Origin of the sequence: Nocardioides sp. PD653-B2 (assembly GCF_002117935.1) — a bacterium.
Classification (GTDB): domain Bacteria; phylum Actinomycetota; class Actinomycetes; order Propionibacteriales; family Nocardioidaceae; genus Nocardioides.
The window spans coordinates 1-19,042 of the sequence record NZ_BDJE01000014.1; the positions used below are offsets into that span (position 1 = coordinate 1).

The 19,042-nt window shown below is 71.8% G+C and carries 19 protein-coding genes; 13 read left to right on the top strand and 6 right to left on the bottom strand.

Features of this window, described 5'->3' with window-relative positions; all coding sequences use genetic code 11:
• Positions 1–72 precede the first annotated feature (72 nt).
• Positions 73–1,785 carry a dolichyl-phosphate-mannose--protein mannosyltransferase gene (locus PD653B2_RS06485; RefSeq protein WP_242665162.1) on the bottom strand — a complete coding sequence of 571 codons (1,713 nt, stop codon included), beginning with the start codon at positions 1,783–1,785 and terminating at the stop codon, positions 73–75.
• Between the two features lie 33 nt (positions 1,786–1,818).
• On the opposite strand from PD653B2_RS06485, the gene rsmI reads away from it, so the two are divergent.
• The 8 genes from rsmI to PD653B2_RS06525 all read left to right on the top strand — a co-directional run bounded on the left by rsmI (position 1,819) and on the right by PD653B2_RS06525 (position 10,633).
• On the top strand, positions 1,819–2,667 hold the full coding sequence (gene rsmI / locus PD653B2_RS06490; RefSeq protein ID WP_085871528.1) for a 16S rRNA (cytidine(1402)-2'-O)-methyltransferase: 849 nt from the start codon (positions 1,819–1,821) through the stop codon (positions 2,665–2,667).
• 1 nt (position 2,668) lies between these two features.
• Positions 2,669–3,508, top strand: a complete 840-nt coding sequence (locus PD653B2_RS06495) for an alpha/beta fold hydrolase (RefSeq protein ID WP_085871529.1) — start codon at positions 2,669–2,671, stop codon at positions 3,506–3,508.
• A complete protein-coding gene (locus PD653B2_RS06500; protein WP_085871530.1) occupies positions 3,505–4,329 on the top strand; it encodes a TatD family hydrolase in 825 nt (274 codons plus the stop codon). The genes PD653B2_RS06495 and PD653B2_RS06500 overlap by 4 nt, the downstream gene beginning before the upstream one ends.
• A gap of 280 nt (positions 4,330–4,609) precedes the next feature.
• Entirely contained in the window at positions 4,610–5,620 is a 1,011-nt protein-coding gene (locus PD653B2_RS06505; protein WP_085871531.1) for an AraC family transcriptional regulator, read from the top strand.
• A 316-nt stretch (positions 5,621–5,936) separates the two neighbouring features.
• The gene (locus tag PD653B2_RS06510; protein WP_089503900.1) at positions 5,937–7,028 is read left to right on the top strand and encodes a resuscitation-promoting factor; all 1,092 of its coding nucleotides are present in this window, start codon (positions 5,937–5,939) and stop codon (positions 7,026–7,028) included.
• Positions 7,029–7,058: 30 nt separating this feature from the next.
• Positions 7,059–7,931: a 16S rRNA (adenine(1518)-N(6)/adenine(1519)-N(6))-dimethyltransferase RsmA gene (rsmA, locus tag PD653B2_RS06515; RefSeq protein ID WP_085871533.1), complete on the top strand. Its 873-nt coding sequence runs from the start codon at positions 7,059–7,061 to the stop codon at positions 7,929–7,931.
• Entirely contained in the window at positions 7,928–8,836 is a 909-nt protein-coding gene (locus tag PD653B2_RS06520; protein ID WP_085871534.1) for a 4-(cytidine 5'-diphospho)-2-C-methyl-D-erythritol kinase, read from the top strand. The genes rsmA and PD653B2_RS06520 overlap by 4 nt, the downstream gene beginning before the upstream one ends.
• Before the next feature lie 12 nt (positions 8,837–8,848).
• On the top strand, positions 8,849–10,633 hold the full coding sequence (locus PD653B2_RS06525) for an ABC-F family ATP-binding cassette domain-containing protein (RefSeq protein WP_085871535.1): 1,785 nt from the start codon (positions 8,849–8,851) through the stop codon (positions 10,631–10,633).
• Positions 10,634–10,637: 4 nt separating this feature from the next.
• Here PD653B2_RS06525 and PD653B2_RS06530 read toward each other — a convergent pair whose 3' ends face one another.
• The gene (locus PD653B2_RS06530; RefSeq protein WP_085871536.1) at positions 10,638–11,123 is read right to left on the bottom strand and encodes a MarR family winged helix-turn-helix transcriptional regulator; all 486 of its coding nucleotides are present in this window, start codon (positions 11,121–11,123) and stop codon (positions 10,638–10,640) included.
• A gap of 89 nt (positions 11,124–11,212) precedes the next feature.
• Here PD653B2_RS06530 and PD653B2_RS06535 point away from each other — a divergent pair, with 89 nt between their 5' ends.
• A complete protein-coding gene (locus PD653B2_RS06535) occupies positions 11,213–12,019 on the top strand; it encodes a trans-aconitate 2-methyltransferase (RefSeq protein ID WP_085871537.1) in 807 nt (268 codons plus the stop codon).
• Here PD653B2_RS06535 and PD653B2_RS06540 read toward each other — a convergent pair.
• Both PD653B2_RS06540 and PD653B2_RS06545 read right to left on the bottom strand, forming a co-directional pair.
• Positions 12,016–12,195, bottom strand: coding sequence for a hypothetical protein (locus PD653B2_RS06540; protein WP_085871538.1), 180 nt, complete (start codon positions 12,193–12,195; stop codon positions 12,016–12,018). The two genes, PD653B2_RS06535 and PD653B2_RS06540, sit on opposite strands and share 4 nt — an antisense overlap.
• Before the next feature lies 1 nt (position 12,196).
• Positions 12,197–13,042 (bottom strand): patatin-like phospholipase family protein, encoded by an 846-nt coding sequence (locus PD653B2_RS06545; RefSeq protein WP_207559249.1) that lies wholly within the window; start codon positions 13,040–13,042, stop codon positions 12,197–12,199.
• Between the two features lie 81 nt (positions 13,043–13,123).
• On the opposite strand from PD653B2_RS06545, the gene PD653B2_RS06550 reads away from it, so the two are divergent.
• On the top strand, positions 13,124–13,606 hold the full coding sequence (locus PD653B2_RS06550) for a hotdog fold domain-containing protein (RefSeq protein ID WP_085871539.1): 483 nt from the start codon (positions 13,124–13,126) through the stop codon (positions 13,604–13,606).
• Here the strand turns inward: PD653B2_RS06550 and PD653B2_RS06555 are convergent.
• A complete protein-coding gene (locus tag PD653B2_RS06555) occupies positions 13,584–15,065 on the bottom strand; it encodes a CehA/McbA family metallohydrolase (protein ID WP_089503901.1) in 1,482 nt (493 codons plus the stop codon). The genes PD653B2_RS06550 and PD653B2_RS06555 overlap by 23 nt on opposite strands.
• Positions 15,066–15,083: 18 nt before the next feature.
• A complete protein-coding gene (locus PD653B2_RS24585) occupies positions 15,084–15,680 on the bottom strand; it encodes a hypothetical protein (RefSeq protein ID WP_133058883.1) in 597 nt (198 codons plus the stop codon).
• A gap of 213 nt (positions 15,681–15,893) precedes the next feature.
• On the opposite strand from PD653B2_RS24585, the gene miaB reads away from it, so the two are divergent.
• From miaB to PD653B2_RS06575, 3 genes are all read left to right on the top strand, one after another.
• Positions 15,894–17,381 (top strand): tRNA (N6-isopentenyl adenosine(37)-C2)-methylthiotransferase MiaB, encoded by a 1,488-nt coding sequence (gene miaB, locus PD653B2_RS06565; RefSeq protein ID WP_085871542.1) that lies wholly within the window; start codon positions 15,894–15,896, stop codon positions 17,379–17,381.
• A 112-nt stretch (positions 17,382–17,493) separates the two neighbouring features.
• The gene (locus tag PD653B2_RS06570; protein WP_085871543.1) at positions 17,494–18,168 is read left to right on the top strand and encodes a hypothetical protein; all 675 of its coding nucleotides are present in this window, start codon (positions 17,494–17,496) and stop codon (positions 18,166–18,168) included.
• Positions 18,169–18,246: 78 nt separating this feature from the next.
• The gene (locus PD653B2_RS06575; RefSeq protein ID WP_085871544.1) at positions 18,247–18,999 is read left to right on the top strand and encodes a ZIP family metal transporter; all 753 of its coding nucleotides are present in this window, start codon (positions 18,247–18,249) and stop codon (positions 18,997–18,999) included.
• Positions 19,000–19,042 lie beyond the last annotated feature (43 nt).

Consider the following 19,042-nt stretch of genomic DNA (forward strand, 5'->3'; position numbering starts at 1 on the left):
CCTTCCTCAACCACCGGCGGGTCGGGGGTTTCGAGACAGGCGCCAGGGCGCCTTCCTCAACCACTGGGGTGGCTAGATCCAGCGGGAGAACCAGATCCGGTCGACCCACTCGGAGTGGGTGAGGAGCTGGTCGGTCCAGATCGGCCAGAACCACGCGAAGTTCACCAGCACCAGCACGAAGAACGCGCCCGAGACGATCACCCCCGCCGTACGACGGGGGCTGGGTTCTGTCGACGGGCCGATCAGCGTGCCCATCGCCAGCGTGAGCGCGAGGACGACGAACGGCAGCGTGATGATGGCGTAGAAGAGGAAGATCGGCCGGTCGTCGTACTGGAGCCACGGCAGCCAGGTGGAGGCGGTGCCGACGATCGCGACGCCGTAGCGCCAGTCCCGGGCGCCGATCCACATCACCAGCGCGAAGACCAGCGCGAGACAGCCGCCCCACCACAGCGTCGGGTTGCCGAGCAGCAGCACCTGGCGCAGGCAGTCGCTGCCCGCTGGGGCGTCGCAGCCCTGGGTGCCGGGCTTGATGTCGGTGTCGGCCGCGACGCCGACCGGCCGGTTCATGAGCAGCCAGCCGGAGGGCTTGGACGCGTACGTGTGGCTGCTGCAGTTCAGGAAGTGCGTGTGGAACTCGTAGACGTCGTGGTGATAGTACCAGAGCGACCTCAGCGACTGGACGACCTCGCCGAGCCCGTGAGCGTCGGGCTCGCTGGCGGTCGGCCAGCGGTCGTCGTTCTCCTTGTTCGGGGCGTCGCACGTCTTGCCCTCCGCGACGAAGCGCGTGTACTGCGTCGACGAGAGGTGCTCCTCGTACTGGTGGGCGTGGACCAGCCACCCGGTCCAGCTCGCGACGTACACGAAGAACGCCATCAGCACGAGGCTGACGAACGCCGGGACCCCGTCGACCAGGGCCGACTTCACGACCGGCCAGCGGACCCCGAACGAACGGCGTGCGCCGGCCGACCAGAGCCAGACCAGCACGCCGAACGCCGCGAGCGGGTACGCCGCCTCCCACTTGCTGCCGGCCGCGAGCCCCCAGCAGACGCCGCCGAGCAGCAGCCAGGGCCGGAAGAGCAGCCCGCGGACCGGGCCCCACGCCCGTGAACCGGTGACCTGGGTGGGCGTCAGGCGGGCCATCTTGGCGCGGTGCCAGTCGCGGTCGGCGACCACGCAGTGCACGCCGCAGAGCAGGAAGAACGCGACGAAGATGTCGAGCAGCGCGAGCCGCGACAGCACGAAGTGGAGGCCGTCGAGGCTCAGCAGCAGCCCGGCGACCAGGCCGAGCATCGTCGACCCGGTGAGCCGGCGGGCCAGTCGGCACATGACCAGCACCATCAGCGCGCCGACGACGGCGGAGGCGATCCGCCAGCCGAACGGGTCCATGCCGAACGCCTTCTCGCCGAGCGCGATCAGCCACTTCCCGACCTCGGGGTGGACGATCATCGACGGGTCGTCCTTCCACTGACCCGTGACCTGCCCGTTGAGGATGTTGTCGTTGGCCTTCTCGGTGTAGTCGCGGACGTAGCCGAAGTTCGCCATCGACCAGGCGTCCTTCGCGTAGTACGTCTCGTCGAACTCGAAGACGTGCGGCTTGCCGAGGTGCCACAGCCGCAGGAAGAGCGCGAGCAGTGCCACCCCGATGCTGGCCGACCAGCCGATGAAGGGGTCCTCGAGCCGCATGCTGCGGCGGGCCCGCTCCCACGCGGACGGGACGGCGTGCCCGGCGGCGTTGGTGGAGAGACCGACCCGCTCCTCGGGAGAAGGGGGAGCGGCCGTGGTCACGGGCCGAGAATACGGCCCTGCCATGATCGACCCGTGGAGACTCGACCCGGCGTGCTCGTGCTCGCGGCGACCCCGATCGGCCGGGTGGCGGACGCGCCGCCCCGGCTCGCCGAGGAGCTCGCCACCGCCGACGTCGTCGCCGCCGAGGACACCCGGCGGCTCAAGCGGCTCACCGGCGACCTGGGCGTCACCGTCGCCGGTCGGATCGTGTCGTACTTCGAGGGCAACGAGTCGGCCCGCACCCCCGTCCTGCTCGAGGCGCTGCTGGCCGGCGAGCGCGTGCTGCTGGTGACCGACGCCGGCATGCCGAGCGTGTCCGACCCGGGCTACCGCCTCGTCGTCGCGGCCGTCGAGCACGACGTCCTCGTCACCGCGGTGCCCGGCCCGTCGGCCGTGCTGACCGCCCTTGCCGTGAGCGGGCTGCCGGTCGATCGGTTCTGCTTCGAGGGCTTCCTGCCGCGCAAGGCGGGGGAGCGCGCGCGCCGCCTCCACGCACTCGCCCGCGAGGAGCGGACGATGGTCTTCTTCGAGGCGCCGCACCGCACCGAGGTGACCCTCGCCGCGATGGCGGAGGCGCTCGGCGGCGACCGGCCCGCGGCCGTGTGCCGCGAGCTCACCAAGACCCACGAGGAGGTACGGCGCGGCCCCCTCGCCGACCTGGTCACCTGGGCGGCCGAGGGCATCCGGGGCGAGGTGACGATCGTCGTCGCCGGCGCCGTCCCGGCCGCCGCCGTCGCCGACGACCCCGCCAGCCTGCGCGCCGCGGTCGCCGAGCTGGAGGCCGAGGGCGTGCGGCGCAAGGAGGCGATCGTCGAGGTCGCCCAGCTGGCGGGAGTGCCGAAGCGCACGGTCTACAACCTGGTGCACGGGGCACCGGAGTGACATGAGCAGCGACCGGATCACCCAGTTCGAGAACGACGGCCTCACCTTCGACGTCCGCGACGAGGGACCCCTCGACGGCACGCCTGTCGTGCTGCTGCACGGCTTCCCGGAGCGGTCGACCAGCTGGCGCCACGTCGCACCGCTGCTGCACGCGCAGGGCCTGCGGACCTTCGCGCCCGACCAGCGCGGCTACTCGCCGGGCGCCCGGCCGCCGCGGCGCCGCGACTACACCGCGGGACGGCTGGTCGGCGACGCACTGGCGCTGATCGACACGATCGGCGGCCCGGTGCACCTGGTCGGCCACGACTGGGGCGCGGCGGTCGGCTGGGGCGTGGTGATGACCCGACCGGCGCAGGTGCGGTCGTGGACGGCGGTCTCGGTGCCGCACACCGGCGCGTTCGCGACGTCGTGGGTGACCTCGACCCAGGGCCTGAAGTCCTGGTACATGGGTGCCTTCCAGCTCCCCCGGCTCGCCGAGCTCAGCGCCCGGCGGCCCGGCGGCCCGTTCGACCGGTCGATGCGCCGCAGCGGCATGACCACGGAGGACCTGGCCCGCTTCCGCTCCGAGATCGTCGAGTACGGCGCGCTGCCGGGCGGTCTGGCGTGGTACCGCGCGATCCCGTTCACCTCGCCGGGCGCGGCCCGCCGCCGGGTCTCCGTGCCGACGACGCTGGTGTGGAGCGACGGCGACGTCGCCGTCGGCAGGGCCGCGGTCGACGCCACCGCGCGCTGGGTCGACGCGCCCTACGAGCTCGTCGTCCTCGGCGGTGTCTCCCACTGGATCCCGACCCAGGCGCCGGAGGCGCTGGCCGAGGCGATCCTGGCCCGGGTCGCCGGATGAGCAGGCCCGAGGCGCCGGAGCCGCTGCCGCACCCGGTCGTCGACAACCACTGCCACCTCGACGTCGCGCGCGGCGACGAGGACCCGGTCCCGGTCGCCGACGCCCTCGCCGCAGCCGCCGCGGTCGGCGTCACCCGGATCGTCCAGATCGGCTGCGACCTGCCCGGCGCACGCTGGGCGGTGGAGGCCGCGGCGTCGTACGACGCCCTGGTCGCCGCTGTCGCGCTGCACCCCAACGAGGCGCCGCTCCTGCCGGACCTCGACGCGGCGATGGCCGAGATCGAGGAGCTGGCCGGTGCGCACGCCAAGGTCCGCGCGGTGGGGGAGACCGGGCTCGACCACTTCCGCACCGGCGAGGAGGGGCGCGCGGTGCAGGTCGAGTCGTTCCGCCGTCACATCGACCTCGCGAAGCGGCTCGACAAGACGCTCGTGATCCACGACCGCGACGCCCACGCGGAGGTGCTGGCCGTGCTCGACGAGGAGGGCGCTCCGGACCGCTGGGTGATGCACTGCTTCTCCGGCGACGCGGACGTCGCCCGCCAGTGCCTCGACCGCGGCGCCTACCTGTCCTTCGCGGGCACGGTCACCTTCAAGAACGCCCAGCCCCTCCGCGACGCCCTGGCGGTCGCGCCGCAGGACCGGGTGCTCGTCGAGACGGACGCGCCGTACCTCACGCCGATGCCCCACCGCGGCCGGACCAACGCGTCCTACCTGGTGCCGCTGACGATGCGCACGATGGCCGAGGTGCGCGGCGACGACCTCGCCGACCTGTGCGCCGCCGTCGACGCCAACACCGAGGCGGCGTTCGGCGGGTCCTGGTAGGTCACACCGGGCCCGACCGATCTGGAATACGTCAGCCCGTGGCGGGGTTCCATTGGCAGTAGGGCGCCTTGCGTGGCGCGAGTAGGTGGTGCATCGGGCGGGGAACCGCATCCGGCGAACCGGCAGCTGCGCGATACGGACAAAGCCTTGCACGTTGGAGCTACCGGGGCGCGGGTGATTCGCGCCTACCATCCCACGACGCGGATGCCGTCGCTTGCCGAGATCTCGGACCGAGCCGGGCGCGCAGCACATATCGGGATGTTGACTGTGAAGGAGTTCGATGGCTAGCGCGGCTGTACAGCCGGCCGAGCCGCACGCACCTCGTCCCTCGCCCCGAGGCGGCACCGAGCGGAAGACGACGCACGACCCTGACGAGGCCGAGCAGATCGTCACGGAGACCTACCTGCCCAACCGTCTCTTGCGGACCTCCAGCAACGAGATCGACATGGAGCTGGTGACCACCCGACTCGGCGAGGTGACTGCCGGGCTGCTGTCGTACGGACAGACGATCCACCTCCAGACGGCGGAAACCACTCAGTTCCACGTGAACGTCACCCTGGAAGGGCGGGGCGCCTCCCAGAGCGGAAGCGCGGACCCACTCATGACCACCCGCGGGCAGGCGATCGTGTTCCCGGTCGGCGAGCCGGCACAGATCACCTGGTCGACGGAAGCTCGGCACCTGTGCATCATGGCCACGCGGGCGTCGCTCGAGGGCGAGCTCGAGCAGCTGCTCGGGCGGAGCCTGCCGAGGCCGCTGGCGTTCGAACGGTGCCTACGAGCTGAGGTCGGTCATCTGTGGCAGCCGGCGATCGAGCTGGTGTCCCAGGAACTCGCGAACCCTCAAGGTCTCCTGACCCTCCCCAGGGTCGTTCGACACCTGGAGGGTCTCGTCGTCGACGGTCTGCTCCTGACCCAGCCTCACAACTACCAAGACTTCCTGCACCTTGCTGCGGCGCCGGGGCGTGCCGGCGCGATCGCGCGGGCTGCAGAGCTGCTGGAGGAGCTTCCCAGTGAGCCCTGGACCGTCGTCAGGTTGGCCCAGGAGGTGCACCTGAGTGTGCGAGCGCTGCAGTACGGGTTCAAGCGGGACTTCGACATGCCGCCGATGAGCTACCTCAAGCGGGTACGGCTGCGCCATGCACACCGGACGCTCCTGGCCTCCTACCCCGAGAGCACGACCGTCTCCGCGGTGGCGTTGGAGTACGGCTTCCTCCACATGGGCCGGTTCGCGGCCGCGTATCGCGAGGCCTTCGGCGAGCCGCCCTCGGAGACGTTGCGGCGCCGTCTGTAGGTACCGCACGGCGCGACTTCACCGTCGAGACGCTGCTCACGTCCGTCCCAGATACGACTAGTTCGGTTTGCAATCAGCCCGGATCGCTGGTGGTCTGGGGTACTGATGGCCGGGATCGGGATCGATCTGACCAGTGCAGGAGCCGAATCTGGCCCCGCAGCAGGACCCCAGCGCACGAACCCACGACGTGGGAGACCTGCGCTCGGAGCACTGGCACCCGAGAACCGGGGAGTACGACGTTCGGAGAATCGTGCCCAGCAATGGACACAGCAGGTTCAGCCAGTGGCTGGGCCGTGCAAGCAAGAGCCGCCCCCTGATGCTCGCCCTGGCGACCGTGGTCGTCCTGGCGGTAGCCGGCACCACGTGGGGCTACAGCTCCCTCAGCAAGTCCGTGACCCTCTCGCTCGACGGCCAGCCCCAGGAGGTCACCGCCTTCGGTGGCACCGTCGGTGACGTCCTCGCCTCCGAGGGCGTCGACGTGTCCGCCCGCGACATCGTCGCCCCCAGCCTCGACGAGAAGATCGAGGACGGCAGCCAGATCTCGGTCCGGTTCGCCCGTCCGCTCGAGCTCACCGTCGACGGCGACACGAAGACGTACTGGACCACCGAGACCACCGTGTCGCGAGCCCTCGACGAGATCGGCGAGAACTTCCGCGGCGCGGAGCTCTCCGCCAGCCGGGGCGCCGAGCTCGACCGCGGGGGCATGGACCTCGAGGTCATCACGCCCAAGACGCTGAAGGTCAAGCTCGGCAAGCACGAGATGGTCAAGAAGACCGTCACCGCGCTCACCGTCGAGGACGCCCTCGCCGAGCTCGGCGTCGAGCTCGGCAAGCACGACAAGACCTCGCCCGCACCCGAGCACGAGCTCGCCGACGGAGACACGCTGGTCTTCACCGACATCAAGATCGTCCGCAAGCACGTCGACGGCGAGACCGTCGGCTTCGGCACGGTCGAGCAGCAGGACTCCTCGATGTACGAGGGTGAGACCTCCGTGGTCCGCGCGGGCGAGGCCGGCCTGCGCGACGTGACCTACCGGATCGTCTACCGCAACGGCGAGATCTCGGTCCGCAAGGTCGTCAGCCAGAAGGTCCTGCGCCAGCCTGTCGACGAAATCGTCAAGGTCGGCACCAAGGCGCAGCCGGCCGCGACCAACTTCGCCGGTGGCAGCACCGTGTGGGACGCGCTCGCCCGGTGCGAGTCCGGCGGCAACTGGGCCATCAACACCGGCAACGGCTACTACGGCGGCCTCCAGTTCAACCTCGGCACCTGGCAGTCCTACGGCGGCAGCGGCCTCCCGAGCAACGCCAGCCGCGAGACCCAGATCGCCATCGCCACCAAGGTGCGCGACGCGTCCGGTGGCTACGGCGCGTGGCCAGGGTGCGCGCGCTCCCTCGGTCTGCCGACTTGAGCTGAGGTTGCGCTGACTACGCTGGCGCACATGTCTGACACGTCCGCCGGTCCCCAGCTCTTGGGACCGGCGGACGTGCGTGCGCTCGCGGCCGAGCTCGACCTGCGCCCGACCAAGCAGCGCGGGCAGAACTTCGTCATCGACGCCAACACCTGCCGCCGCATCGTCCGCGAGTCCGGCATCACCCCGGGCGACGTCGTCGTCGAGGTCGGTCCCGGACTGGGCTCGTTGACCCTGGCGCTGCTCGAGGTGGCCGGTCGGGTGATCGCGATCGAGCTCGACGAGAAGCTCGCCACCCGCCTGCCCGAGACGATCGCGACGTACGCCCCCCACCAGGCGGACCGCTTCGAGGTGGTGCTCGCCGACGCGATGCGGATCGACGCGGTCCCCGGGCCGCCGCCGACCGCGCTGGTCGCCAACCTGCCCTACAACGTCTCGGTGCCGGTCCTCCTGCACCTGCTGGCGCTGCTCCCGTCGCTCGAGCACGGCCTGGTGATGGTGCAGTCGGAGGTCGCCGACCGGCTGGCCGCGCCGCCCGGCTCCAAGGTGTACGGCGTGCCGTCGGTCAAGGCCGCCTGGTACGCCGACGTGCGCCGGGCCGGCGCGATCGGTCGCAACGTCTTCTGGCCGGCGCCCAACGTGGACTCGGGCCTGGTCGCCTGGACCCGCCGCGAGCCCCCCGCCACGACCGCGACCCGCGACGAGGTCTTCGCGGTCGTCGATGCCGCCTTCGCCCACCGGCGCAAGGCACTGCGCGGCGTCCTGAAGTCGCTCGCGCCGGCCGAGGTGGTCGACGCCGCTCTCGAGGGCGCCGGCATCGACCCGCTCGCGCGCGGGGAGTCGCTCACCGTCGAGGACTTCACCCGGCTGGCCGAAGGGCTGGCCCGGGGGCTGGCCAGATGACCTCGGTGACCGTGCGCGCTCCGGCGAAGATCAACCTGCACCTCGGGGTCGGTGCCCTCCGCGAGGACGGCTACCACCCGTTGGTGACCGTCTACCAGGCCGTCGGGCTCTACGACGACGTGACCGCCCGGGCCTCCGCCGACTGGCGTCTCGGCGTGCGGCTGCCGGACTGGATGGAGCGCCACGACGTCCCCCTCAACGGGGAGAACATCGTCGACCGCGCCGCCGACCTGCTCGCGGCCCACCACGGCGTCGAGCGGGTCGGCGAGGTGCACATCGCCAAGGAGATCCCCGTCGCCGGCGGCATGGCCGGTGGCTCCGCCGACGCCGCGGCGGCCCTGGTCGCGCTCGACCGGCTCTGGCAGGTGCGCACGTCCGACGACGACCTGCTCGAGCTGGCCGCCCAGCTCGGCAGTGACGTGCCGTTCGCGCTCCTGGGCGGCACGGCGCTCGGCGTCGGCCGCGGTGAGCTGGTCACCCCCGTCAACGACTCCCGCACCTGGTGGTGGGTCGTCGTCCCGTCGGAGGTCGGGCTCTCCACGCCCGACGTCTACCGGCACTTCGACCGGATGTTCCCCGACGCCCCGGCCGAGCCGGTGCCGGCCGACGCCCTGCTCGGCGCGATCGCGGCCGGCGACGCCTGGGCACTCGCCGACGCGCTCCACAATGACCTCGAGGCGCCGGCCGTCGACCTGCGCCCCGAGCTCGGCAGGCTGATCGAGACCGGCGAGGCCGCCGGGGCCCTGCGCGGGATGGTGTCCGGATCCGGACCCACCTGCGTCTTCCTGTGCGGCTCGGCCGACCACGCACGATCGCTCGCGACGGACCTGGCCGGCTCCGGCCACCCCGTCGTGCTCGCCGCCAACGGCCCGGTCGCCGGTGCCCATCTTGTGTCGTACGCCTAGGCTCCGCACGGCATGGCAAATCTACTGAACCTCGAACGGGTGTCGAAGTCCTACGGCGTCCGCCCCCTCCTCACCGACGTCTCACTCGGCATCGCCGCAGGCGAGCGGATCGGCATCGTCGGGCGCAACGGCGACGGCAAGACCACCCTGCTCGAGGTGATGACCGGCCTGGAGGAGCCCGGCACCGGCCGCGTCTCCCAGCAGCGCGGGCTGCTGATCGGCTACCTCCACCAGGGCGACGAGCTCGAGGACTCCCACACCGTGCGGGAGGCCGTGCTCGCAGGGCTCGACGACCACCAGTGGGCCGCCGACTTCCGCACCCGCGAGATCGTCGAGGTGCTGCTCGCCGGGGTGGCGCTCGACCGCCCGGTCACGGGGCTGTCCGGTGGCGAGCGGCGGCGCTGCTCGCTGGCCGCGCTGCTCCTGGGCGACCACGACCTGATCGTGCTCGACGAGCCGACCAACCACCTCGACGTCGAGGCGGTGGCCTGGCTGGCCCAGCACCTGGTCAAGCGGCCGTCCGCGATGGTCGTCGTGACCCACGACCGCTGGTTCCTCGACGAGGTGTGCCAGTGGACCTGGGAGGTCCACGACGGGGTCGTCGACGCCTACGAGGGCGGGTACGCCGCGTTCGTGCTCGCCAAGGCGGAGCGCTCCCGGCAGGCGTCGGCGTCGGAGATCCGCCGCCAGAACCTCGCTCGCAAGGAGCTGGCCTGGTTGCGTCGCGGTCCGCCGGCGCGCACCTCGAAGCCCAAGTTCCGCATCGACGCCGCGAACGCCCTCATCGAGGACGTGCCGCCGCCGCGCGACCGGCTCGAGCTGCAGAAGTTCGCCACCCAGCGGCTCGGCAAGGACGTCATCGACATCGAGGACGCCGACCTCGTCCGGGGCGAGCGCACCCTGCTCGAGCACGCCACCTGGCGGCTCGGTCCCGGTGACCGGGTCGGCATCGTCGGCGTCAACGGTGCCGGGAAGAGCTCGGTGCTCAACCTCATCTCCGGCGCGCTCCAGCCGGCGGCCGGCAAGGTCAAGCTCGGCCGCACCGTCGCGCTGCGCCAGCTGACCCAGCAGCTCGACGACCTCGACCCCGACGGCCGGGTGCTGCCGATGGTCGAGTCGTTCCGCCGGGTCACCAAGACCGCCGACGGCAACGAGATCACCGCGAGCTCGATGCTGGAGCGCTTCGGGTTCACCGGCGACAAGCTGACCACCCGGATCGGCGACCTCTCGGGTGGGGAGCGCCGGCGCTTCCAGCTGCTGATGCTGCTCCTCGACGAGCCGAACGTGCTGCTGCTCGACGAGCCGACCAACGACCTCGACATCGACACCCTCAACGTCCTCGAGGACTTCCTCGACGGCTGGCCGGGCACCCTGGTCGTCGTCTCGCACGACCGGTACTTCCTCGAGCGGGTCACCGACTCGGTGTGGGCGCTGCTCGGCGACGGCCAGATCTCGATGCTGCCCCGCGGCGTCGACGAGTACCTCGAACGGAGGGCCGGCGGTCTCGCGTCCGGCCAGCTCGACGTCGGGTCCGCCTCCCAGCAGGCGGCCGACACGTCGGTCTCCAAGGCCAAGGTCGGGGGCGCCGAGGAGCGGGCCGCCCGCAAGGCGGTCTCCCGGATCGAGAAGCGGCTGGCGAAGATCACCGAGCTCGAGACGAGGTTGAACGCCGAGGTCCTCGAGCACGCCCAGGACTACGAGAGGCTGGCCGGCATCAGCGCCCAGCTCTCCGCGTTGTCGACGGAGAAGGGCGACCTCGAGCTGGAGTGGCTCGAGGCCTCCGAGGTACTGGAGTAGCCCGTCAGGCGAACGGCGAGAGCAAGGTGCGCAGCAGGCCGGCCAGCCGGGTGCGGTCCTTGTCCGGGAGTCCCGCGAGGAACGTCTGCTCCGCCTCGAGCAGCGCCTCGAAGGCGCCGTCGACCGCCGTACGACCGTCCGGCGTGAGCCGCACCAGCACACCGCGCCGGTCGTGCGGGTCGGGCAGCCGCTCGACCAGCCCACGCGCGGCCAGCCGGTCGACCCGGTTGGTCATGGTCCCGCTGGTCACCAGCGTCTCGCGCAGCAGCTTGCCCGGCGAGAGCTCGTACGGCGGACCCGCGCGGCGCAGCGCCGCGAGCACGTCGAACTCCCACGACTCGACGCGGGCGGCGGTGAAGGCGTCGCGGCGGGCGAGATCGAGGTGGCGTGCGAGCCGGCTGATCCGGCTGAAGACCTCGACCGGGGCAAGATCGAGGTCGGGGCGCTCGCGCGCCCATGACTCGACCAGCTCGTCGACCTCGTCCCGCATGCTCGCCAGCGTATCGGATTCATCGAGAATCTTGACATCAAGAGAGTGGTGGACCAAACTGTCTTGACGTCAAGATAAAAGGAGAGCCCATGACGCACCGTTGGGACCCGGACCGCTACCTGACCTTCGCCGACGAGCGCGGACGCCCGTTCGTCGAGCTGGTCGCCCGCGTCGGGGCCGACCGGCCGCGGACCGTCGTCGACCTCGGCTGCGGTCCCGGCAACCTCACCGTCCTGCTCGCGGAGCGGTGGCCCGATGCCGAGATCACCGGCCTCGACTCCAGCCCCGAGATGATCGCGAAGGCCCGCGCGGTCGGCGCCCGACCGAACGGCGGCGTCGCGTTCGACGTCGCCGACCTGCGCGACTGGACCCCGGCCGAGCCGGTCGACGTGCTGGTCTCCAACGCCACGCTCCAGTGGGTGCCCGACCACCTCGCGCTCCTGCCGCGGCTGGTCGCGTCGGTCGCGCCGGGCGGCTGGTTCGCCTTCCAGGTGCCCGGCAACTTCGACGAGCCGAGCCACACGATCCGCACCGAGCTGGCTGCGGAGGCGCCGTACGCCGCCCACACGCGCGGCGCGGCCGTGCCGGCCAGCCACGACCCGGCCGTCTACCTCGACGCGCTCGCCGGCCTCGGCTGCGAGGTCGACGCGTGGGAGACGACCTACCTCCACGTCCTCACCGGCGACGACCCGGTCTTCACCTGGGTCTCCGGCACCGGCGCACGGCCCACCCTCCAGGCGCTGCCCGACGACCTGCGCCCCGGCTTCGAGGCGGAGTTCAAGCGGCGGCTCGCGGCGGCGTACCCGAGGCACGACGACGGCGTCGTGCTGCCGTTCCGCCGGATCTTCGTCGTGGCCCGGGTGCCGGCACGAGGCTCGACCACGGTGCTCGCCTAGCGACCGGTGAACGCCTTGCGCCCCAGGACGACCACGCCGGCGCCGAAGAAGCCGATCAGCGCCCAGCCGAGCGCGGCGCCGCCGTCGTGCCCGAGCAGGAGGACGCCGGCGACGACCGGGACCAGGCAGAGGAGGGCTGCGACGAGGAGGGGCCAGTTGACCCGAGGGGTGCCCACGTCAGCCCCAGATCTCTCGGGCGAGCGGGGCGACCGCGGCGGCCTGCGCCCGGCCGGCGCGCGCCGAGGCGGGCCGCCGGGCGGGGTCGAGGACGTTCTTGCCGATCGCGGCGACCGAGGCGGCGTCGGGCGACACGACGAGGTGCGGGACGTCGCCGATCAGCTGGCCGGCCGTGCGCATCGGGCCGACCGCGCGGTCGACGGGGGTGAACGCGAGCACCCGGTCCGAGGTCGCCGCGACCAGGTCGGCGTTGGAGCCCGACCGTGCGCCGCCGTCGATGTAGGAGCGGCCCTGGATCGGCACCGGGGGATAGACGCCGGGTACGGCGCAGCTCGCGGTGACCGCCTCGACCAGGGAGACGTCGTCGGACCCGTCGAAGAGGCGCAGCGCGCCCGTCTCGGCGTCCACGGCGGTGACCAGGAGCCGGCCGTCGTCCGCCCACTGCTGGATCGGCAGCCGCTCGCGGATCGCGTCGAAGCGCGCCTCCAGGCTCGGCAGCTTGCCGGCCGCGGCGCGGCGTAGCGACCACCGGCCGACGTGGCGCCCGAACGCCTCGAGGTCGCCCCGGGCGCGCAGCATCGACCACGCGAAGCCGGCCAGCACCCCGGGGCCGATCGAGGCGAGGGGTGCGGGCCGCGGTGTCGAGACCTGGTAGTCGAAGAGGTCCGCGAGCGTGATCCCGGTGGTGATCTGGGCGCCGACCACCGAGCCTGCCGAGGTGCCGACGACGGCGTCGGCGACGGTCACGTCGACCCCGAGGTCCTGCAGCCCGAGCAGCAGCCCGGTCTCCCAGGCGATCCCGGTGATGCCACCGCCGCCCAGCACCAGCCCGCGTCGCAGAGTCATGCCGCGACGCTACTGGGCGCTCCCGAGCGACCGCGGGGCGAGGTCGCCACGAAAAGTTACCGACAGGTAATGTCAAGCCGCATGAGCCAGGTCCTCACTTTGTGGAAGAAGACCAGCACGCTGCCGCAGGGCAAGCGGGTCTTCTCGTTCCTCTTCGGCCAGAAGGCGCCGTACTTCGCCTCGATCCGGCCGCGCTTCGTCTCGATCGAGCCGCACCGGGTCGAGCTGCTGATCCCCAAGCGGCGCCGCGTGCACAACCACCTCAAGACCGTGCACGCGATCGCGCTCTGCAACGGTCTCGAGGCCGCGATGGGCGCGCTCGCCGAGGTCACCATCCCGGCCGACAAGCGCTGGATCCCGAAGGGGATGGAGGTCGCCTACACGGCCAAGGCGACCAGCAACATCACCTGCGTCGCCGAGACCGACCCCGAGCAGTGGACCAGCGACGCCCTGCCGGATGCCGGGGCCGACCTGCCGGTGCGGGTGCGCGGGTTCCGCGACGACGGGACCGTGGTGATCGAGGGCGTGATCCGGCTCTGGGTCACCCCGCGGAAGGCGTCCTGACCGCGAGGAAGATCGGGTTCGTCAGTGCGAGCATCGTCGTAGCCCGCCTGACCTCAGCGCGCACGAACGCGAGGCCGCCGGGCACCGCCTGGTCGAGGGTGATGGTGCCGTCGACGGCCTGCGCGGTCCCGAGCACCCCGGACGGTCCGATCAGCGTGGCGACGGCGTCCGGGACGCCGGTGACCGTGAGCCGGACGTCGACGAGGTCGCCGACGCCGCTCGGCACCGTGTCGCCGCACTGGCCCGACACCTCGTCGAGGGTCGCGCTGAAGTCCAGGCCCACGTCGGACGAGCCGGCGATCCAGGAGTGCCCGCCGCGGTAGCCCGCCAGGATCGCCTCGACCGACAGCGACTCGGCGCGGACGACGGTCTGGGCGAGCCCGATCCGCTGAGCGTGGTTGTGCGAGTCGGAGTTGCCGACCGCCGGCACGAAGGTGCCGGCGAGCAGGAGCCGGTGCCACCGACGCACGGCCTGGTCGTCGAAGGTCTCCCAGGGCCCGTTCCACACCTCGACCGCATCCATGTGGGCGAAGTCCTCACCGAAGTCCCACCGGATCGACGGGACCGGCACGTAGGGGTGCGCGACGATCGCCAGTCCGCCCTTCGAGCGGACCAGGTCGGTGAACCGCTCGAGCTGCTGGTCCTCGGGCCGGTAGCGCCAGTCGATCCAGGTCCCTGCCGAGAGCCCGGCCGCCACCCAGTGCCCGGCGCGGGTGGTGACCTCCTCACCGGGGATCACCAGGAAGTCGTCCGGCACGTACTTCCCCCACGTCAGCTGGGCCGAGCTGGTGTTGTGCTCCGAGCTGCCGATGAAGTCGAGGCCCGCGGCCCGCGCGTCGGCGAGCACCTGGGCCTGCGTCTGGGAGCCGTCGGAGTGCACGGTGTGCACGTGCAGGTCGCCGCGGTACCAGCCCGGGCCGGTCCCGCTCACCGACGTCGGTGCGGGCGTCGGCGTGTAGGCCTTGCCGGCGGGACCGTGGTGGAGCCTGACCGTGACCGTGTACGGCGTACCGGGCGGCACGATCTGGTAGGGCCCGAGCACGATCCGCCACCGCCCGGCGGTGATCGGTCCGGCCAGGTAGCCGGGCGTGGCCGAGGTCTTGCTGATCCGGAAGGAGTCGCGGGCGCCGCCCGACCAGCCGCGGAAGCCGGCGGCGTTGCCGAGGCCCCGGCCGGAGGAGTCGAAGATGCCGATGTCGACCACGTTCTGGCTGTAGCCCAGGCCCGTGTCCTGGGGTGGGTCGTGGGTGTAGGAGACCTCGATCTCGCGCACCCCCGACGGGACGTGGAACGGCAGGTAGTGCCAGTCCGGGGTGTCGGGGGAGGAGAAGCGGCCCCGGAACCTCTTCGTGGTCGTCGTCCCGGCGACGGCCGGCTCGAAGGTCAGCAGGCCGGCGGTGGCGACGGCGCCCGCTCCGGCCAGCAGGAGGGCGCGGCGGTCGAGGTGGTGGTTGCTCATGGTGGGGACAGGCGAGAGTCAGGCTCGGCGTTGGGGCGACTCGCGCTGGTGACGTACGGCCAGGAGCAGGAAGCCTGCCGCCACTGCCCAGCAGCCGATGAAGATTCCGACGACTGCGAGCGCGGTCAGTGCCGCGTTGCCGGTGTGGACGCCGTCGTCTCCGAGCGAACCGAACGGCGCGAGCACGAAGACGACGGTCCAGATGATGCGCCAGTGTTTGCCGTGGAACTCTCCGAGCCGCTGCCAGACCGACGGTCCGGTCGGCGCAGTCGGGTCAGGTGCCGGAGGAAGGTGCTGAGTGGGCGGGGCCGCTGGCGGAACGGCGACCTGAGGCGCTTGCGGCGTCGATGGGGGAGCGAGGGTGCCAGTGGGCCGAAAGCCTCGGCTCTTGTCGGTCTTGATACTCCGAGAGCCGCAGTTGGGACACTGGTCCCACTGGTCTTTGACCTTCAGGTGCCGGTCGTAGTTGGCGGTCCGGCGCGCCATCCGGGCCTGTCCGTCGGTCCAGAAGGAGCCTGCCTCATCGAACCAGCGGGGCTTGCCGGGACTCGTGCCAGGTGGCGTCGCGTACCAAGCGAAGTCGCACCGTTGGCATCGGCGTCCTGCTTCCTTCATGACCCATCCTCTCGAGAGCGCTCCGCGACAGGTTAGAAGACGGGAATGCTCACCGAGGCGTTCTGACGAGCACGAGCGCGTCAGACGGCCCGAACGTCCGTAGCGGTGGTCTGCCTGACCCTGCTCCCGTGCGACGGCTCGGAGGTGGTCTCTGACGGGCGTGGTTCCTCCGAGTTCTCGGATGAACCCCCACACTCTTACCCTTGACTCGTCATGAGCAGCGCACGCACGTATGAGGTCCGCACCTACGGGTGCCAGATGAACGTCCACGACTCCGAGCGGCTCACCGGGCTGCTGGAGGACGCGGGCTACGTCGCCGCACCCTCGGACAAGCAGGCGGACGTCGTCGTCTTCAACACCTGCGCGGTGCGCGAGAACGCCGACAACAAGCTCTACGGCAACCTCTCGCACCTGGCGCCGGTGAAGGCCGCGAACCCGGGCATGCAGATCGCCGTCGGCGGCTGCCTGGCCCAGAAGGACCGCTCGACGATTACCGCCAAGGCGCCGTACGTCGACGTCGTCTTCGGCACCCACAACATCGGCTCGCTGCCGGCGCTCCTCGAGCGCGCGCGGGTGATGGAGGAGGCGCAGGTCGAGATCCTCGAGTCCCTCGAGGTCTTCCCGTCGACGCTGCCGACCAAGCGCGACTCGGCGTACGCCGCCTGGGTGTCGATCTCGGTCGGCTGCAACAACACCTGCACGTTCTGCATCGTCCCGGCGCTGCGCGGCAAGGAGAAGGACCGCCGGCCCGGCGAGATCCTCGCCGAGGTCGAGGCGCTGGTCGCCGAGGGCGTCTCCGAGATCACCCTGCTGGGCCAGAACGTCAACGCGTACGGCGTGGAGTTCGGCGACCGGCAGGCGTTCTCCAAGCTGCTGCGCGCGTGCGGCGACATCGCGGGCCTGGAGCGGGTGCGCTTCACCTCGCCGCACCCCGCCGAGTTCACCGACGACGTCATCGAGGCGATGGCCGAGACCCCCAACGTGATGCCCCAGCTGCACATGCCGCTGCAGTCCGGCTCCGACAAGGTGCTCAAGGACATGCGCCGGTCCTACCGGCAGGCGAAGTACCTCGGCATCATCGAGCGGGTCCGCGCCGCGATGCCCGACGCCGCGATCACCACCGACATCATCGTCGGCTTCCCGGGCGAGACCGAGGAGGACTTCCAGGCGACGCTCGACGTGGTGCGCCGGGCACGCTTCGCCGGCGCCTTCACGTTCCAGTACTCCAAGCGTCCCGGCACCCCCGCCGCCACCCTCGACGACCAGGTCCCGCCCGAGGTGGTCAAGGACCGCTACGAGCGGCTGGCCGCGCTGGTCAACGACGTCGCGTGGGACGAGGGCAAGCGTCTCGTCGGGCGCCGCGTCGAGCTGATGGTCTCCGAGGGCGAGGGCCGCAAGGACAAGGCGACCCACCGGCTCTCCGGCCGCGGCCCCGACAACCGCCTCGTGCACTTCACCCCGCCCGAGGGCATCGACGTCCGTCCCGGCGACATGGTCACCGTCGAGATCACCTACGCCGCGCCGCACCACCTGGTCGCCGACGGCGACGTGATCGCCGTACGCCGGACCCGCTCCGGCGACGCCTGGGAGGCCCGCGCCGGTGTCCACCGGGGGACGCCGTCCACGCCCGCCGGCGTCACCCTCGGCATGCCGACCCTCGGTGTCCCGGCCCCGCTCCCGGACGCCCCCGCCTGCCGCTGACGGAGCCTGCCCGCGGACCATTGTCCACAGGTCCCGAGAAGCGCCTTGATCGGCGCCGGCCCGCCGCCGAGGCTGTCGCCGTCAATGTCAATCTCGGGAACGGACCATCCTCATGCGCAAGATCTCGACCGCGACCGCCGTGCTGGGCGTCGTCGCCACCATGCTGACCACCGCCGGAGCCACGACCGCGGCCACCGGCTACGACGCCCGGGCGAGCCTGTCGGGCCATCGCACGTGCACGAAGACCGCCGGCACGGGCATCACCAGGCGCACCGTCGTCCTCGACAACACGCGCTCCGCACGCCGCGCCCAGTTCAAGGTCGTCCGCGACGGCGACCGGTTCGCCGATCCCACCGTCTACGTGTGGGTCCCGGCGCACCGGAGGAAGTCCGTCACCGTGTCCGTCCCGCAGCGCACCACCGTCTCGGTGCGGGTCCGGGTCCCGGAGATGGGCCGCGAGGAGCTGCGGCTCTCCACGACCGTCGCGGCCCTCGCGTCGTGCTACGTCGCGACCGTCAAGCCCCAGGCGTCGCTCGGTGGCGTGTCGTGCCACGGCGCCGACTCCGTGGCCCAGATCGTGCTCGACAACCGGTCCACCAGCGACGACGAGGTCACCTACGCGGTCGCGTCGTCCTACGGCGCCTCGTCGGCGTCGTTCACCGTCCGACCCGCGTCGTCCGTCAACGACTACGTGCCCGTGCCCGCCGGGAGGTCGACGCACATCGACGTGACCGCCGCGGGCAGGGAGCTGCTGTCGATCGACGTCGCCGCCGCCAGCTGCCCGTAGACCGGACAACTGCATGGGGTCACGCATATATGCTTCAGGGCAAGCATCGGCATCGGCATCCACGGCAGAGGAGAGACCATGCCCGTCTGGCTCCAGGCAGGAATGTGGGGGCTCGTGGCCGGCGGCGCCCTCGTGCTCGGTGCGTTGCTCGCCTGGTTCGTGCGGGTGCCCCGCTCGGTCGTCGCCACGGTGATGGCCTTCGGTGCCGGCGTCCTGATCTCGGCGCTGGCGTTCGACCTGGTGGCCGAGGCCGAGTCGACCGGTGGCCTGACCCCGACCCTGATCGGCTTCCTCGGCGGCGCCGCGACGTACGTCGCCGCGAACGTGGCGCTCGCTGCTCGCGGGGCCCGACATCGCAAGCGCTCCCAGGACCAGCAGCCGTCCGAGCAGGAGCAGTCGGGCAGCGGGACCGCGATCGCGATCGGCGCCCTCCTCGACGGCGTACCGGAGTCCACGGTGCTCGGGCTCACCCTCCTGACCGGTCAGGGCATCGGCATCTCGGTGCTGGTGGCGGTCTTCATCTCGAACCTGCCCGAGGGGCTCTCCAGTGCGGCCGGCATGAAGCGGGCCGGTCGGGGATCGGCCTACGTCTTCGGGGTGTGGGGCGGCATCGCGGTGACGAGCGGCGTCGCCGGTGCGCTCGGCGTGCTCCTGCTGACCGGCGCGGCGCCGGCGCTGATCGCCGTGATCACCGCGGTCGCTGCCGGCGCGATCCTCGCCATGGTGGCCGACACGATGATCCCGGAGGCGTTCGAGCAGACCCACCTCTACGCCGGCCTGGTGGCCACCGTCGGGTTCGCGCTCGCGTTCGCCGTGGGTCGCCTCGGCTGACCGATCCGCGCGGACCTGGTCCGTGCGCAACGACAGGTAGGTT

What these genes read in the sequence shown, in the direction of transcription:
- PD653B2_RS06510 (WP_089503900.1), top strand. Translation starts at nt 5,937, where the DNA reads ATGCTCGCCCTGGCGACCGTGGTCGTCCTGGCGGTAGCCGGCACCACG.
- miaB (WP_085871542.1), top strand. Translation starts at nt 15,894, where the DNA reads ATGAGCAGCGCACGCACGTATGAGGTCCGCACCTACGGGTGCCAGATG.
- PD653B2_RS06505 (WP_085871531.1), top strand. Translation starts at nt 4,610, where the DNA reads ATGGCTAGCGCGGCTGTACAGCCGGCCGAGCCGCACGCACCTCGTCCC.
- PD653B2_RS06550 (WP_085871539.1), top strand. Translation starts at nt 13,124, where the DNA reads ATGAGCCAGGTCCTCACTTTGTGGAAGAAGACCAGCACGCTGCCGCAG.
- rsmA (WP_085871533.1), top strand. Translation starts at nt 7,059, where the DNA reads ATGTCTGACACGTCCGCCGGTCCCCAGCTCTTGGGACCGGCGGACGTG.
- PD653B2_RS06525 (WP_085871535.1), top strand. Translation starts at nt 8,849, where the DNA reads ATGGCAAATCTACTGAACCTCGAACGGGTGTCGAAGTCCTACGGCGTC.
- PD653B2_RS06500 (WP_085871530.1), top strand. Translation starts at nt 3,505, where the DNA reads ATGAGCAGGCCCGAGGCGCCGGAGCCGCTGCCGCACCCGGTCGTCGAC.
- PD653B2_RS06545 (WP_207559249.1), bottom strand. Translation starts at nt 13,042, where the DNA reads ATGACTCTGCGACGCGGGCTGGTGCTGGGCGGCGGTGGCATCACCGGG.
- PD653B2_RS06555 (WP_089503901.1), bottom strand. Translation starts at nt 15,065, where the DNA reads ATGAGCAACCACCACCTCGACCGCCGCGCCCTCCTGCTGGCCGGAGCG.
- PD653B2_RS06495 (WP_085871529.1), top strand. Translation starts at nt 2,669, where the DNA reads ATGAGCAGCGACCGGATCACCCAGTTCGAGAACGACGGCCTCACCTTC.
- PD653B2_RS24585 (WP_133058883.1), bottom strand. Translation starts at nt 15,680, where the DNA reads ATGAAGGAAGCAGGACGCCGATGCCAACGGTGCGACTTCGCTTGGTAC.
- PD653B2_RS06575 (WP_085871544.1), top strand. Translation starts at nt 18,247, where the DNA reads ATGCCCGTCTGGCTCCAGGCAGGAATGTGGGGGCTCGTGGCCGGCGGC.
- PD653B2_RS06520 (WP_085871534.1), top strand. Translation starts at nt 7,928, where the DNA reads ATGACCTCGGTGACCGTGCGCGCTCCGGCGAAGATCAACCTGCACCTC.
- PD653B2_RS06530 (WP_085871536.1), bottom strand. Translation starts at nt 11,123, where the DNA reads ATGCGGGACGAGGTCGACGAGCTGGTCGAGTCATGGGCGCGCGAGCGC.
- PD653B2_RS06535 (WP_085871537.1), top strand. Translation starts at nt 11,213, where the DNA reads ATGACGCACCGTTGGGACCCGGACCGCTACCTGACCTTCGCCGACGAG.
- PD653B2_RS06570 (WP_085871543.1), top strand. Translation starts at nt 17,494, where the DNA reads ATGCGCAAGATCTCGACCGCGACCGCCGTGCTGGGCGTCGTCGCCACC.